Genomic DNA, 14,755 nt, shown 5'->3' on the forward strand with positions numbered 1-14,755 from the left:
AGACCTTCATGTACACGAAAATACTGGTCCCGTTAGCTTTGGATCACGGCATATCGCAACACACGCTGGAAATCGCACGGGCCTTGTCAGGAGAGGGCGCAGAAATAATTGCGCTGCATGTCTACGAGATGCCTCAGGGATCGGTCAGCGCCTATCTGGACAAATCGGTTGTCGCCGAAGGGTTCGAACGGGCCCGTTTGCAACTGTTGCAAAAAGTCGAAGGGCTTGAAGGGGTGACGGCCCAAATCGTCAAAGGCCATACCGCGCGGTCCATCATTGACTATGCAAGCAGCAAGAATGTCGACTGTATCGTAATCGGCTCGCACAAGCCGGACCTGAGCGACTACTTCCTGGGATCGACCGCTTCGCGCGTCGTCCGCCATGCCCCCTGTGCCGTACACGTGCACCGAAGGGCCTGAATTCCTCAATCGCGCGTCTAGCGCCCCAAACAGGACCAAAAGCTGGATCATGAACATAGACAAAAAGATCACCGACGATCTGCTGGCCAACGATATCTCGTTTGTCACCACTGTCCCGTGCAAGCAATTGGCAGGTGTCATCGCGGAAATCGACGAGCGCGAAGGCATCTATCACATCCCGTCCAACAAGGAAGACGAAGGGATGGGCCTGTGTGCAGGAGCGTGGATGGGCGGCAAGCGGCCCGCGATCATCATGCAGAACACAGCCATTGGCGTGACGATCAATACGCTGGCGACGCTGATCCAGTATTACCGGATGCCGCTACCGATGCTGATATCGTACCGGGGGGAACTGCGCGAACCGATTGCCTGCCAGGTTGAAATGGCGGTTCACACCAAGGCGCTGCTGGCTCAGCTGAACATCCCCACCTACCACTTCCACCATCAGGCCGATGTCGAAGAGCTCGACGCGATCCTGAAATATACCTTCATGTGCAACAAGCCGGTCGCCATCCTGACCGACGCCAATTTCTGGGGAGGCTATGGCGACCAATGATCCGTTCTGAAATCCTGAAGGAAATCGCCCCGATCCTGCGTGATCAACTGGTTGTCTGCAACATCGGCATCCCCAGCCAGGAACTGTATGCCATCGACGACCAGCCAACCAACTTCTACATGCTTGGCACCATGGGGCTTGCGTCCTCGATCGGTCTGGGGTTGGCGCTGTCACAGCCGAAGCCGGTGATCGTCATCGACGGCGACGGCTCGATCCTGACCAATCTGGGCACCCTGCCAACGATCGCCAACAACGTGGCGGACAATTACATCCTGCTGATCGTGGACAATGGCTCGTACGGCTCGACCGGCGATCAGCCGACCTATGCGGGGCAGAAGACCTCGCTGGCCAAAATGGCCGAGGCCGCCGGGTGTGAGCGCGTGATCGAATGTGCCGCCGAAGACACCGGGCGCGTACTGCAAGAGGCGCTGGATGCCAAACAGATGACCATCATCGTCAGCAAATGCGAAAGCGGCAATGCCAAGATGCCGCCGATCACGATGGATCCGGTGGTCATCCGCGACCGCTTCATGAAGGCCGTTCAGGCCTGATGGGCGCAAGCGCCATCCACAGCGCCGAGGACGCCCGCCGCCTGGCGCGGCGGCGTCTTCCGTGGATGGTGTTCGACTATATTGATGGTGCAGCCGGGGCCGAGATGGGAGCCGGTCGCAATCGGTCCGCTTTGGATGCAATGACTTTGCGCCCGCGTATCCTGCGCGACGTCAGTGAAAGATCTCTGGCAAGTTCGCTGTTCGACCGGCCCGCGAAACGCCCGTTTGGTATCGCGCCGATGGGTATGTGCAATTTGTCTGCACCGGGGGCCGACTTGATGCTGGCCCGCATCGCGGCACGCCACGAGGTGCCGCTTGGGGTTTCGACTGTGGCCTCGACCGCGATGGAGGATCTGATCGTCGAAGCGGAAGGCCATGCCTGGTTCCAGCTGTATTTCAGCGGCGATGGCAGCGGCACGTTCAAGCTGGTCGATCGCGCCAAGGCAGCGGGGTACGAGACACTGGTGCTGACCGTGGATGTGCCCGAGGTTGGCCGACGCCCGCGCGAGTTGCGTCATGGGTTCAAGATGCCTTTCAAAATGGGGCCAAAGCAGGTGATGGATTTTGCCCTGCACCCCCGGTGGTCCTTGCCGGTCCTGCTGAAAGGCAAGCCGGAAATGGCGAATTTCCGGATGGATGGCTACGATTTCGACCGCACCGAAAGCCGCGCCAAGGCCACGTGGGAGACATTGGCCCGTCTGCGCGACCAGTGGACCGGAAAACTGGTGGTCAAAGGCGTATTGGATGCAGACGACGCGCAAAGGCTCAAGTCAGCGGGCGTGGACGCCATTCAGGTCTCAAGCCATGGTGCGCGCCAGTTGGAAAGTGCGCCCGCGCCAATCACGGTTCTGCCCGAGATACGCAAGGCCGTCGGTCCGGATTTTCCGCTTTTCTACGACAGCGGGCTGCGCTCGGGTGAAGACGTCCTCAAGGCACTTGCGAACGGGGCGGACTTTGCCTTTTTCGGCCGTATCCTTCAGTTTGCAATTGCGGCCGAAGGCGAAAAGGGTCTGGCGCAGCTATGGTCGGTACTCAGCGAAGAAATCAGCATCGCCATGGCCCAGCTGGGCGTCACGTCGCTGGACGAGGTCAGACGCAACGCCTGATGTGGGTGACGGCAATGACCCGAGGTTTCCCACGGGGCATTGAACTGTCGGTTTAACCGCGGCGCCTGCGACGCCGTCCGCCACCTGCTTCGGTTTCGCCGCCGGTGTTGAAGCTTGGGTTGGGCAGTGTGACAACCTGGGCCAGTTCCGGAAACGGATCCGTCTTGTGCGGGATCGCATTGGCGGCCACGAAATGATCCTGGAACTTCGGCTCAATGGCGGTTTCGATCTTGGTGATCTCGCGCACGACGCGCTCGATCTCGGCGCGCGACCCGATATTACACAGCGCGATACGTGCGCCGGTGCCTGCGGCGTTGCCCGCGCTCGAGACTTTTTCCAGCGGCGCATCGGGAATCATTCCCAGCACCATGGCGTGTTTGGTCGAGATATGCGCGCCGAACGCACCGGCCAGAACCACGCGATCCACTTTTTCGACCTTCATTTCGTCCATCAGCAGGCGTGCACCTGCGTACAATGCGGATTTCGCAAGCTGAATGGCACGGATGTCACCCTGCGTGACCGTGATGCGGGGGCCGCCTTCGGCGCTGGCATCGTGGATCAGATAGGCGTGTGTGCGACCTTCGGGCACGCAGCGTGCAGTGCCGGTCTGTTCCGCCGATCCGATCAGGCCGCCTTCGTCCAGCAGGCCTGCGATACGCATCTCGGCCACTGCTTCGATGATACCGGATCCGCAGATGCCTGTAATCCCGGTCGTGGCGATTTCCTGATCAAAGCCCTCTTCGTCGGACCATTTTTCAGACCCGATGACGCGGAACCGGGGTTCCTTGGTGACAGGGTCGATCTCAATTCTCTCGATCGCCCCGGGTGCGGCGCGCTGGCCTGAACTGATCTGAGCGCCTTCGAAAGCAGGCCCGGTGGGCGAGGAGCAGGCGAGCACGCGGCTGGTATTGCCAAGCAGGATTTCGGCGTTGGTGCCCACGTCGACGATCAGAACCAGATCCTGCGACTTTCCGGGTTCTTCAGACAGGGCCACCGCCGCGCAGTCCGCGCCCACATGGCCTGCGATACAGGGCAGGATATAGATCTGCGCGCGTGGGTTCATGGTTGTCAGATCCATGTCGCGGGCGGGCAGGGACATGCTTTCCGACGTTGCCAACGCAAACGGGGCCTGACCCAGTTCCACCGGGTCCAGCCCCAGCAGCAAGTGATGCATGACCGGGTTGCAGACGAACACAGTTTCCACGATCAGAGAGGCATCGATGCCTGCCTCTTTGGCAATCGACGTGGCCAGGTCATTGATTGCCTCGCGCACTGCCTTGGTCATCTCCTGATCGCCGCCGGGGTTCATCATGGAATACGAAACACGGCTCATCAGGTCTTCGCCGAACCGGATCTGGGGATTCATGAGGCCGGAGGATGCCTTGACCTCGCCGGTTTCCAGATCGGTCAGATGCGCGGCGATGGTGGTCGATCCGAGGTCGATGGCCAGACCATACAGCCCGCCTTCATGCAGGCCGGGCCAGATTTCGACGATACGCGCCACGCTGTCCTTGTGACCTTTGTGGACCGCCACGGTGACTTCCCATTTACCCTTGCGCAGAACCGGTTGAAGTTTGGACAGCAGCGTCAGGTCCGCCGTGACGGCTTCGATGTCCCACTGTTCGCGCAACGCGCGCTCGAGCCGTTCCAGATCGCCGGTGGGCGAATGCATGTCGGGTTCTTCCACCACAACGAAGTAAAGGCGCGTGGCCGGGTCCATCGTGATGGCACGCGCGGCGGCTGCCTTGCGCACGACCTGCCGGTGCACCTGGCTTTCCGGCGGTACGTCGATCACCACGTCGCCCTGAACCGAGGCCTGACAGCCCAGACGGCGGCCGGGTTTCAGACCACGTTTGTCCTCATAACGCTGTTCGACGGCGTTCCATTCGCTCAACGCATCTTCTGACACCGTGACGCCGTGCTTGGGAAATTCGCCATAGCTGGGTGTGATCTGGCACTTTGAACAGATGCCGCGGCCCCCGCAGACCGAATCCAGATCCACCCCCAATTGACGGGCTGCCGTCAGAATTGGGGTGCCGACGGGGAAGTGCCCGCGTTTGCCGGAAGGGGTAAAGACGACAAGAGGGTCGGTGGTCATCAGTGACATACCTTTTCATATTCGCGCGTATGCCGGGCAAGATATGGGTTTGCGCGAAAAGGGAAAGACCATCTGCGGCACGATCTGCACAACGAGCGTCGTTTTCTTCCACTGCAACGACAACCAGAGCCAAAGAGTTGCCCCCAAGGGCTTTTCCTTTGGTTCAATCCATGTAATAGGGTCACCGCCAAACGGGCTTTTGCATGGGGTATTCAGATGCAGATTCGTGAGGCACTTACCTTTGACGACGTTCTCCTGGTTCCGGGCGCATCTTCCGTGCTGCCGGCAACCGCGGATACGACCACGCGTGTGACGCGCGAAATCACCATGAACATCCCATTGCTGAGTTCGGCCATGGACACCGTGACCGAGGCGCGCATGGCCATTGCCATGGCTCAGGCGGGCGGCATCGGTGTGGTACACAAGAACCTTTCGGTGGAAGAACAGGCCCGCGAAGTCCGCCGGGTCAAGCGGTTTGAATCCGGTATTGTCTATAACCCGGTGACATTGCGGGTGGATCAGACATTGGCGGACGCCAACGCGCTGGTACAGCGCTACAACTTCACCGGTTTTCCGGTCGTCGACGAGCAGGGCCGCGTGGTGGGTATTCTGACCAACCGCGACATGCGCTTTGCGAACTCGGACGATACGCCGGTACACGCGATGATGACTTCAGAAAACCTGGCGATGCTACAGGAACCGGCCGATCTGGAAGAAGCCAAAAGCCTGATGCGGGCGCGCCGTATCGAAAAGCTGCTGGTCGTGGATGGTGGCGGCAAGCTGACCGGTCTACTGACGCTTAAGGATACAGAGCAGGCCGTTTTGAACCCAACCGCCTGCAAGGACCGCCTGGGTCGCCTGCGGGTCGCTGCGGCGACGTCAGTCGGGGATGCCGGGTTCGAACGATCCGAGCAATTGGTGGATTCGGGTGTCGACATCATCGTCGTCGATACGGCGCATGGTCATTCTCAGGGCGTGCTGGACGCTGTAAAGCGGGTCAAGACCCTGTCGAACGAGGTTCAGATCATTGCCGGGAACGTTGCAACAGGAGAAGCGACCAAAGCCCTGATCGATGCTGGTGCCGACGCGATCAAGGTGGGCATCGGCCCGGGATCGATCTGTACCACACGGATGGTGGCGGGGGTTGGCGTCCCGCAGTTGACCGCGATCAGCGATTGTGCGGCGGCAGCGGGCGACGTTCCGGTCATCGCGGATGGTGGCATCAAGTTCTCGGGTGACTTTGCAAAGGCGATCGCGGCCGGGGCGTCCTGCGCCATGGTCGGGTCGATGATTGCGGGCACCGACGAAAGCCCGGGCGAGGTGATCCTGTATCAGGGCCGTTCGTTCAAATCCTATCGCGGGATGGGCAGCCTGGGTGCAATGGCGCGCGGTTCAGCCGACCGCTATTTCCAGAAAGATGCAGCCAATGACAAACTGGTGCCCGAAGGCATCGAAGGGCAGGTGCCCTACAAAGGCTCGGCCAGTGCCGTGATCCACCAGCTGGTTGGCGGCTTGCGTGCGGCGATGGGGTATACCGGCTGCGCCACTATCGAAGAGATGCGCAAGAACTGCAATTTCGTGAAAATTACAGGCGCTGGTCTGAAGGAAAGCCACGTCCACGATGTTCAGATCACCCGCGAAAGCCCGAACTACCGGGTCATGTAAGCCATCCAGCAAGACACATGGCACCCGTATACGGGTGCCTATTTGCCACTTGGATCGGCCAGCCGGGCCCATTTCCGCCGAGGTATTCCACAATGACACCCGCCGCCCGTGTTCAGGCCTCGATCGAAATTCTGGATGATATTCTGGCTGGCGCGCCGGTCGAAAAAGCACTCACCGGCTGGGCTCGGCGCAGTCGCTTCGCCGGATCGAAGGATCGGGCAGCCATTCGCGATCACGTATTCGACGCGCTGCGACGCAAGCGCTCGTACGCTGCGTTGGGAGGGTCCGACACCGGGCGCGGTTTGATGATCGGTGCGACCCGTGCGTCAGGCGGGGATCTGGCCGAGTTGTTCACCGGCAACCGTCACGCTCCGATGCCGGTTCAGGAAACGGAAACGGCGCGGGATTTCGCGTCCGAGGCCGAGAGATATGACATTCCGGAGTGGCTGTGGCCTCGGTTCGTTGACTCTCTGAAGGATGCCTTGGTTCCTTGCGCGATGTCATTGCAGAACCGGGCACCCGTTCACCTGCGGGTCAACTTGGGAAAAACCGATCTGGGCGAGGCCATCGACGCCTTGAAGTCCGAGGGTATTGTCGCCCATCCGGTTCAGGTATGCCAAACCGCCCTTGAAGTGACAGAGGGGGCCCGGCGCATTGCCCAAAGCCAGGCCTATGCCCAGGGTCTGGTCGAACTTCAGGACGCTGCAAGCCAGGCGGTCGTGGCCGCGCTGGATCTGCGGCCGGGGATGCGTGTTCTGGATTATTGCGCGGGTGGTGGCGGCAAGGCGCTGGCGCTTGCAGCGCACGAGGGCGTCGAAGTTTTTGCACATGATGTGAATGCCGGGCGCATGAAGGATATTCCGACCCGGGCGGAACGAGCAGGCGCAAAGATTACCATCCTCAACACCGATAACCTTTCAGGTGTTGATCCGTTTGATGTTGTTTTGGTTGATGCGCCGTGCTCTGGCAGCGGATCGTGGCGAAGGGCGCCGGCCGGGAAATGGGCCTTGACCGAGGATCGCTTGCGGGACCTCACCACCATTCAGTCCTGTATTTTATCCGACATTGCGCCTTTGGTGCATCCGGGCGGCCTGCTGGCCTACGCAACCTGTTCGGTTCTGAAGGATGAAAACGGCGCGATCATAGACGATTTTCTGGATCACTTTTCCCAGTGGCGGGAAACCTTCCGGAAAACGTGGCACGTTACACACGAATCTGACGGGTTCTTTACGTCGCACTTGACGCGCTGAGCTTTTGGCAAATAACAACCTAGGGTAGATTGCTGCTTTCCGAACGCCGTTAAGCGGGAATTAACCAATTTTGGCCGTTATAGCCGATAACTTTGCGCCCGAGCCGTTTTATGTCTGACACAGTAGAATTTTTCAGCGACCCATCTCTTGTCCACACGCCCTCGGCATCTCGTCTATGGTCGTTGGTGGCGGTGGCATTACTGATCAGCATTGCCCCCATGGTCGGGTTGTTGCCACCGGATTGGACCATGGGCATGATGGTCGCGGGAACTTCGCTTTTGATTGTGGCACTATGCGTCGTGATCAAAGGCCAGGTCGACGTCAGACATGCGCAACAAACCACTGCCGTCATGGCCGCGTTTGCAGAACAGGACGAGTCACCTTTCCTGATCGCAAATGCCTATGGCGACATTCTGGCATCCAACGCACCAGCGCGGGAACAATTCGGCGCGGCGAAAGGAGCCAGCCTTGAAAACTGCCTCGGTTCGACGTTCTCGACGCCTCAGGTGATTTTGTTGAGGTTGCAATCTCAGGCCCGATCATTCGGTCGGGCCCGGGAAGACTGCGTGATCAGGGGAAACACAAGCAGTGTAACCGTGTTTCAATTGGCTTCCGACATTTTTTGCTGGCGGTTTCAACAGTCAGAACAGGAAAGCTGGCAGTCTCTCAACCTGCCGGTCCTGACCATCGGATGCGCGGATGATGTGGTGTGCCCGAATCCGGCGGCGAAAAAGTTGCTTGGGCTGCGTCCCGGTCGGGTTCGCGACGTCTTCAGTGATGCTGACCCCCGGGTCGGAGCCTCAAACATTATCAAGTCACAGGACGGAATGATACCGGTCGCTGTGACGGAGCTTTCCCGATCCAGCAAGGAACGAAGCCTTGGTTTGGTGCCGCTCATTGAAACTCCGGCGCCCGGGGCCAGCACGTCTTTTGCAGATCTTCCGGTTCCGGTTCTCACCCTGTCTCCGGCGGGGACCATTCTGAATGCCAACAGGCTGGCGAATAAGTTGCTTGGAAATGAAAGCCTGGAAGGCACGAACATAGCCGACATCATGCGGGGTATGGGGCACCCCATTCTGGATTGGCTGGCGCGGACGGCCGCGCAAGAAGATGCGCAACGATCCGAGTTTCTTCAGTTGACCCGAAAAGACAAGGAAGTCTTCGTACAGGTCACGCTGAGCCGTGTCGTTGTCGATGGCAAGATCTGTCTGATCGCGGTTCTGAATGATGCGACCGAGTTGAAGACTCTGGAGGCTCAATTCGTCCAAGGGCAGAAAATGCAAGCTGTGGGTCAATTGGCCGGCGGGGTCGCACATGATTTCAACAACCTGCTGACGGCCATTTCCGGGCATTGCGACCTGCTGTTGTTGCGTCACGATCAGAATGACCCGGATTATGGGGATCTGGTTCAGATCAATCAGAACGCCAACCGGGCCGCTGCGCTAGTCAGCCAGCTTCTGGCATTCTCGCGCAAACAGACTCTCAGGCCCGAAGTTCTGGATTTGCGCGACACGATCTCGGATCTCATTCACTTGTTGAACCGGTTGGTGGGCGAGAAAGTTCTGCTGACCCTCAGCCATGATCCGGTGTTAAAGCCGGTTCGGGCGGACAAACGGCAGTTGGAACAGGTGTTGATGAACCTTGTCGTAAACGCGCGCGATGCCATGCCAGACGGGGGCGAGATCCGTATCGAGACCGAGGTATTGAACCTGTCGCAACCGCTCAGCAGGGACAGGGCGACCGTCCAGCCCGGCGAATACGTTACGGTCAGGGTCATGGACAGCGGTGTGGGAATACCCGCCGACAAACTGCAAAAGGTTTTCGAGCCGTTCTATACGACAAAGCGTACGGGTGAGGGCACAGGGCTTGGGCTTTCAACAGCGTATGGCATCGTCAAGCAGACGGGCGGTTTCATCTTTGTCGACAGCACGGTGGGTCGAGGCACCGAGTTCACCGTTTTTCTACCGGTTTGCGCCACGGTGGCAGAGGCTGAACAGGACATTCCGGCCCAGCCCGAAACCCAAAGCGCCCGGCAAGGAGAGGGCGTCGTGCTTTTGGTTGAAGACGAAGCGCCGGTCCGCGCCTTCGCAACCCGGGCCCTGCGTCTCAAGGGCTATACCGTGCTGGAGGCGGATTCGGCCGAGGAAGCTCTGCGGCTTCTGGAGGATCCATCTTTGAACGTCGACGTATTCGTAACGGATGTGGTCATGCCCGGCATGGATGGTCCGACCTGGGTGCGTAAAGCTCGGGAATCACGCCCGGATGCCCGCGTGGTCTTCGTATCCGGTTACACGGAAGGTGCCTTTGGCGATTCAGAACCCGAGATCGCCAACTCGACCTTCCTGCCCAAGCCGTTTTCCCTCACCCAGTTGACCGAGGCGGTTTTCCAACAGCTGAACTGAGCACCCTACAAGGCTGCATCGTGGAGCGCGAATTCCTCTACGTGTCTTTTGCGAAATTTCTGCCGTGTTTCGGGCGTCAGCGTCAGATCACCCGGTGGTGATACATTCTCTCGTGGCAGGTCGATCTGCATATTCAGTCGCGCTTGCAGGAAGTCGAGAATTTTGTCCTGGTTTTCGTATTTGAAAATATGCGTGGCGCCGCGACCATTGCTGCGGGTACGGAAAAACTGGCTTTGGCTACCAACATCGGCAAAATCCGGACGGGGGTTTGTCATATAGGCCTGCACAAACGTGTCGAAACTCATGTCTCGGGTCGAATGGACGTGACCGATCAGGTCGGCGCGGCTGCGAAATCGATACCAGCTGCCCAGCCAGTCAACGGGTTCGCGAACAACTGCCAGGATCTCCATCTCGGTATCGTACATTTTCCGAAAAATGGTCTGGAAGAACCGATCATACCTGCGCACCGGAGCATGTTTGAGCTCGGGAGGATGAGTGACGACGATATCAGCGCGATCCCGCAACGCCGTGTGATAAGCCGTGCTGCCGGTTTTCGGAACGGCAAGGAAGGCAAGGCGTTCCTCATAGAAAACAAGCATTTAATTGCTCCAATTGTCATCCGGCTATGCGCGCAGATTGTCGTAAAGGACTTCTTAATACAATTGCTGAAGACTAAATCCCGTAAGTTTTTATTGAAATGTTCTTCTTTTGGTCCCATAAGGAACAAGAGGCGAACAAAGCAGCGATTGCCGCCCGATCAAGGGTGTGACAAAAGGGAAGGCGACAGGACAATGGCGGATCTTCTGACAATGAGCGACAAGAAAAACGCAGATAAGCAAAAGGCGCTCGACAGCGCGCTGGCCCAGATCGAACGGCAGTTCGGCAAAGGCTCTATCATGAAGCTTGGCGAAGGCGCCAAACAGGACATCGATGCAAGTTCGACAGGCTCGCTCGGGTTGGACATAGCCCTTGGAATTGGTGGTTTGCCGATGGGGCGGATTGTTGAGATTTACGGCCCGGAAAGCTCGGGGAAGACGACGCTGACGCTGCATTGCATTGCGGAACAGCAGAAACGCGGCGGCGTCTGCGCCTTTGTTGACGCCGAGCACGCGCTGGACCCGCAATATGCGCGAAAGCTTGGTGTTGATCTGGACGAGCTTCTGATCTCGCAGCCCGATACCGGAGAGCAGGCGCTGGAGATCACCGATACGCTGGTGCGCTCGGGCGCGGTCAACATGGTCGTGGTCGATTCGGTTGCGGCGCTGACGCCGAAATCCGAACTGGAAGGCGATATGGGTGACAGCAATGTCGGCGTTCAGGCCCGTCTGATGAGCCAGGCGATGCGGAAACTGACGGGCTCGATCAGCCGCTCGAACTGCATGGTGATTTTCATCAACCAGATCAGGATGAAAATCGGCGTGATGTTCGGCAGCCCCGAAACCACCACCGGCGGTAATGCACTGAAATTCTACAGCTCGGTTCGTCTGGATATCCGCCGCATCGGCGCGATCAAGGACCGGGACGAAGTTGTCGGCAACCAGACGCGCGTCAAGGTCGTCAAGAACAAGGTTGCACCCCCCTTCAAGCAGGTGGAATTCGACATCATGTACGGCGAAGGCATCAGCAAGATGGGCGAACTGCTGGATCTGGGTGTCAAAGCTGGTGTGGTCGAAAAGTCAGGGTCATGGTTCAGCTATGGCGACGAACGGATCGGGCAGGGGCGTGAGAATGCCAAACAGTATCTGCGCGACAACAGCCGCATTGCCTTTGAGATCGAAGACAAGATTCGGGCGGCTCACGGGCTGGAGTTCGACATGCCTCCGGGCGCAGCCGAGGATGATGACATCCTTGAAGCCTGACGGTCGCTGACGGGGTGCGATACGTTCCCGGTCCGACATGTTGTGTTGAAATTACATGAACAAGGCGGTCCCCCGGGTCGCCTTGTTTCGTTCGGACACGCCTCTGCTGTGGACACTCGTTTGACAGGGGGATAAACCTGCGGGGACCAAGTTTTTTGTGCGCCGAGAGAGCCCTATGCCAACCCTGAACGACATCCGATCGACCTTTCTGAATTACTTTGAAAAACAGGGGCATGAGGTCGTGGCGTCCAGCCCGCTTGTGCCGCGCAACGACCCGACGCTGATGTTCGTCAATTCGGGCATGGTGCAGTTCAAGAACCTGTTCACAGGATTGGAAACACGTGACTACAAGCGCGCCACCACGGCGCAGAAATGTGTGCGTGCCGGCGGCAAGCACAACGATCTCGACAATGTGGGTTACACAGCGCGCCACCATACATTCTTCGAGATGTTGGGGAACTTCTCGTTTGGTGATTACTTCAAACACGAAGCGATCCCATTCGCGTGGGAGCTGATCACCAGGGAATTTGGGATCGACAAGAACCGCCTGCTGACAACGGTCTATCATACCGATGACGAGGCGTTTGAAATCTGGAAAAAGGTCGGTGTTCCCGAAGACCGGATCATCCGCATCGCCACCAGCGACAATTTCTGGCAGATGGGCCCGACCGGCCCCTGCGGCCCGTGTACCGAGATCTTTTATGACCACGGAGACCACATCTGGGGCGGTCCTCCGGGCTCTGCCGAGGAAGACGGCGATCGGTTCATTGAGATCTGGAACGTGGTCTTCATGCAAAACGAGCAGTTCGAAGACGGCTCGATGGTCGAGCTCGACATGCAGTCGATCGATACGGGCATGGGTCTCGAGCGGATCGGTGCATTGTTGCAGGGCAGCCATGACAATTATGACACCGATCTGTTCAAGGCACTGATCGAGGCATCAGCCGATGCAACTGGCGTGGATCCTTACGGGGATCAGAACGTGCACCACCGCGTGATCGCGGATCACCTGCGTTCGACTTCGTTCCTGATTGCTGATGGCGTGATGCCCAGCAATGATGGCCGCGGCTATGTTCTTCGCCGCATCATGCGTCGTGCCATGCGTCATGCGCATCTGTTGGGGGCCAAGGATCCGGTCATGCACCGTCTTGTCCCGTCCCTCGTTCAACAGATGGGCGGTCACTATGCCGAGTTGACCCAGGCACAGCCATTGATCGAAGAGACCTTGTTGCTTGAAGAAACGCGTTTCAAGCAGACGCTGGACCGGGGGTTGAGGCTGCTGGACGATGAGGTGTCCGGCCTTTCCGAGGGGGCGCCTTTGTCTGGTGAGGCGGCATTCAAACTGTATGACACCTACGGTTTCCCACTGGACCTGACACAGGATGCGCTGCGCGAAAAAGGCCGGACAGTTGACACCGAAGGCTTTGAAACGGCGATGGCCGAACAAAAGGCCAAGGCGCGGGCTGCCTGGGCCGGGTCAGGTGAAGCCGCGGATCAGGCGGTATGGTTCGATGTTCTGGACAGCGCCGGGGCGACCGACTTCCTTGGCTATGACACCGAGAAAGCCGAAGCTCAGGTTGTGGCACTGGTTGTTGACGGTGCTTTGGTTGACAAGATTGAAGCGGGCGACAGCGGCTGGGTCGTGGTGAACCAGACGCCGTTCTATGGCGAGGCTGGTGGCCAGGTGGGCGATACTGGCGAGATGCGGCGCCTTGAAGATCGCGATCACCTCAGCCGAGTGGAAGACACCAGAAAATTCGCTGATGGGAAGGTCTATGCGCATAAGGTGACGGTCATCAGCGGTGCCGTTTCAAAAGGCGATGCTGTCGAGCTGGAAGTCGATCATGCGCGCCGGACCGCAATCCGGGCCAACCACTCGGCCACGCACTTGCTGCATGAAGCACTGCGGGAAACGCTGGGCGACCATGTGGCGCAACGCGGCTCGCTGAATGCGGCGGATCGTCTGCGGTTCGACTTCAGCCATTCCAAAGCGCTGAGCCTAGAGGAAATCCGGAAGATCGAGCGTGAGGTGAACGATTTCATCCGCCAGAACTCGGCTGTCGAGACACGGGTCATGACACCGGATGACGCGCGCAAACTGGGCGCGCAGGCACTGTTCGGCGAGAAATACGGTGACGAGGTGCGTGTTGTTTCGATGGGCAAGGCACCTACGGGCAAGGGCCATGATGGCGAAACCTGGTCGATCGAACTGTGTGGCGGTACTCATGTGCGTCAGACGGGTGATATCGGCACCTTTGTCATCCTGGGTGACGGCGCAAGCAGTGCCGGAGTGCGCCGCATCGAAGCACTGACCGGGGATGAAGCGTTCTGTTACCTTTCGGCACAGGATAATCGTCTTGCGCAGGTGGCTTCGGAACTGAAGGCGCAGCCGGATGATGTGGTGGCCCGCGTGAAAAGCCTGCTGGAGGAACGCAAGTCATTGCAGAACGAAGTGGCTCAACTGCGTCGAGACCTGGCGATGGCCGGCGGGAGCGGGCAGGGCGGCGGTGCCGAAGCGCGTGATGTGAACGGTGTGAAGTTCATAGCGCAGGCCCTCAGCGGGGTGTCCGGCAAGGATCTTCCGGCATTGATCGACGAACACAAGGCGCGTCTTGGGTCGGGGGCGGTGTTGCTCATCGCGGATACGGGCGGCAAGGCCGCGGTTGCGGCTGGCGTCACCGAAGACCTGACAGGAACCGTTTCGGCGGTCGATCTGGTCAAGGCCGCAGTAGTGGAATTGGGCGGCAAGGGCGGCGGCGGCCGCCCGGACATGGCCCAGGGCGGTGGACGGGATGCGTCGAATGCGGATTCGGCGATCAAGGCTGCAGAACAGGTTTTGGGAGGGTAAG

11 protein-coding genes are annotated in these 14,755 nt (G+C 59.0%); 9 read left to right on the forward strand and 2 right to left on the reverse strand.

Features of this window, described 5'->3' with window-relative positions:
- Positions 1-8: 8 nt before the first annotated feature.
- The 4 genes from GS605_RS04965 to GS605_RS04980 are packed head-to-tail and all read left to right on the forward strand — an operon-like array spanning position 9 to position 2,632.
- Positions 9-419 (forward strand): universal stress protein, encoded by a 411-nt coding sequence (locus tag GS605_RS04965; protein ID WP_171723243.1) that lies wholly within the window; start codon positions 9-11, stop codon positions 417-419.
- Positions 420-468: 49 nt separating this feature from the next.
- On the forward strand, positions 469-975 hold the full coding sequence (comD, locus tag GS605_RS04970; protein ID WP_171632355.1) for a sulfopyruvate decarboxylase subunit alpha: 507 nt from the start codon (positions 469-471) through the stop codon (positions 973-975).
- Positions 972-1,526, forward strand: coding sequence for a sulfopyruvate decarboxylase subunit beta (gene comE / locus GS605_RS04975; RefSeq protein WP_171723244.1), 555 nt, complete (start codon positions 972-974; stop codon positions 1,524-1,526). The genes comD and comE overlap by 4 nt, the downstream gene beginning before the upstream one ends.
- On the forward strand, positions 1,526-2,632 hold the full coding sequence (locus GS605_RS04980; protein ID WP_171723245.1) for an alpha-hydroxy acid oxidase: 1,107 nt from the start codon (positions 1,526-1,528) through the stop codon (positions 2,630-2,632). Before comE ends, GS605_RS04980 begins: the two co-directional genes overlap by 1 nt.
- A gap of 52 nt (positions 2,633-2,684) precedes the next feature.
- Here GS605_RS04980 and GS605_RS04985 read toward each other — a convergent pair whose 3' ends face one another.
- A complete protein-coding gene (locus GS605_RS04985; RefSeq protein WP_171723644.1) occupies positions 2,685-4,730 on the reverse strand; it encodes an ASKHA domain-containing protein in 2,046 nt (681 codons plus the stop codon).
- A 216-nt stretch (positions 4,731-4,946) separates the two neighbouring features.
- Between GS605_RS04985 and guaB the strand changes: the two genes are divergently transcribed.
- The 3 genes from guaB to GS605_RS05000 all read left to right on the forward strand — a co-directional run bounded on the left by guaB (position 4,947) and on the right by GS605_RS05000 (position 10,047).
- The gene (gene guaB / locus GS605_RS04990; protein WP_171632362.1) at positions 4,947-6,395 is read left to right on the forward strand and encodes an IMP dehydrogenase; all 1,449 of its coding nucleotides are present in this window, start codon (positions 4,947-4,949) and stop codon (positions 6,393-6,395) included.
- A gap of 92 nt (positions 6,396-6,487) precedes the next feature.
- Positions 6,488-7,645, forward strand: coding sequence for an RsmB/NOP family class I SAM-dependent RNA methyltransferase (locus GS605_RS04995; RefSeq protein WP_171723246.1), 1,158 nt, complete (start codon positions 6,488-6,490; stop codon positions 7,643-7,645).
- A gap of 110 nt (positions 7,646-7,755) precedes the next feature.
- Entirely contained in the window at positions 7,756-10,047 is a 2,292-nt protein-coding gene (locus GS605_RS05000) for an ATP-binding protein (RefSeq protein ID WP_171723247.1), read from the forward strand.
- A gap of 5 nt (positions 10,048-10,052) precedes the next feature.
- Here the strand turns inward: GS605_RS05000 and GS605_RS05005 are convergent, their stop codons facing one another.
- Positions 10,053-10,646 (reverse strand): sulfotransferase family 2 domain-containing protein, encoded by a 594-nt coding sequence (locus GS605_RS05005; protein WP_171723248.1) that lies wholly within the window; start codon positions 10,644-10,646, stop codon positions 10,053-10,055.
- 192 nt (positions 10,647-10,838) lie between these two features.
- Between GS605_RS05005 and recA the strand changes: the two genes are divergently transcribed.
- Together recA and alaS are read left to right on the forward strand one after the other, a co-directional pair.
- Complete coding sequence (recA, locus tag GS605_RS05010) at positions 10,839-11,906, forward strand: recombinase RecA (protein ID WP_171632372.1); 1,068 nt, start codon at positions 10,839-10,841, stop codon at positions 11,904-11,906.
- Between the two features lie 175 nt (positions 11,907-12,081).
- Positions 12,082-14,754 (forward strand): alanine--tRNA ligase, encoded by a 2,673-nt coding sequence (gene alaS, locus GS605_RS05015; RefSeq protein WP_171723249.1) that lies wholly within the window; start codon positions 12,082-12,084, stop codon positions 14,752-14,754.
- Position 14,755: the final 1 nt, after the last annotated feature.

Origin of the sequence: Ruegeria sp. HKCCD7559 (assembly GCF_013110575.1) — a bacterium.
Lineage (GTDB): Bacteria > Pseudomonadota > Alphaproteobacteria > Rhodobacterales > Rhodobacteraceae > Ruegeria.

What these genes read in the sequence shown, in the direction of transcription:
- GS605_RS04995 (WP_171723246.1), top strand. Translation starts at nt 6,488, where the DNA reads ATGACACCCGCCGCCCGTGTTCAGGCCTCGATCGAAATTCTGGATGAT.
- GS605_RS04980 (WP_171723245.1), top strand. Translation starts at nt 1,526, where the DNA reads ATGGGCGCAAGCGCCATCCACAGCGCCGAGGACGCCCGCCGCCTGGCG.
- GS605_RS04985 (WP_171723644.1), bottom strand. Translation starts at nt 4,730, where the DNA reads ATGACCACCGACCCTCTTGTCGTCTTTACCCCTTCCGGCAAACGCGGG.
- GS605_RS05005 (WP_171723248.1), bottom strand. Translation starts at nt 10,646, where the DNA reads ATGCTTGTTTTCTATGAGGAACGCCTTGCCTTCCTTGCCGTTCCGAAA.
- GS605_RS04965 (WP_171723243.1), top strand. Translation starts at nt 9, where the DNA reads ATGTACACGAAAATACTGGTCCCGTTAGCTTTGGATCACGGCATATCG.
- comD (WP_171632355.1), top strand. Translation starts at nt 469, where the DNA reads ATGAACATAGACAAAAAGATCACCGACGATCTGCTGGCCAACGATATC.
- GS605_RS05000 (WP_171723247.1), top strand. Translation starts at nt 7,756, where the DNA reads ATGTCTGACACAGTAGAATTTTTCAGCGACCCATCTCTTGTCCACACG.
- alaS (WP_171723249.1), top strand. Translation starts at nt 12,082, where the DNA reads ATGCCAACCCTGAACGACATCCGATCGACCTTTCTGAATTACTTTGAA.
- comE (WP_171723244.1), top strand. Translation starts at nt 972, where the DNA reads ATGATCCGTTCTGAAATCCTGAAGGAAATCGCCCCGATCCTGCGTGAT.
- guaB (WP_171632362.1), top strand. Translation starts at nt 4,947, where the DNA reads ATGCAGATTCGTGAGGCACTTACCTTTGACGACGTTCTCCTGGTTCCG.
- recA (WP_171632372.1), top strand. Translation starts at nt 10,839, where the DNA reads ATGGCGGATCTTCTGACAATGAGCGACAAGAAAAACGCAGATAAGCAA.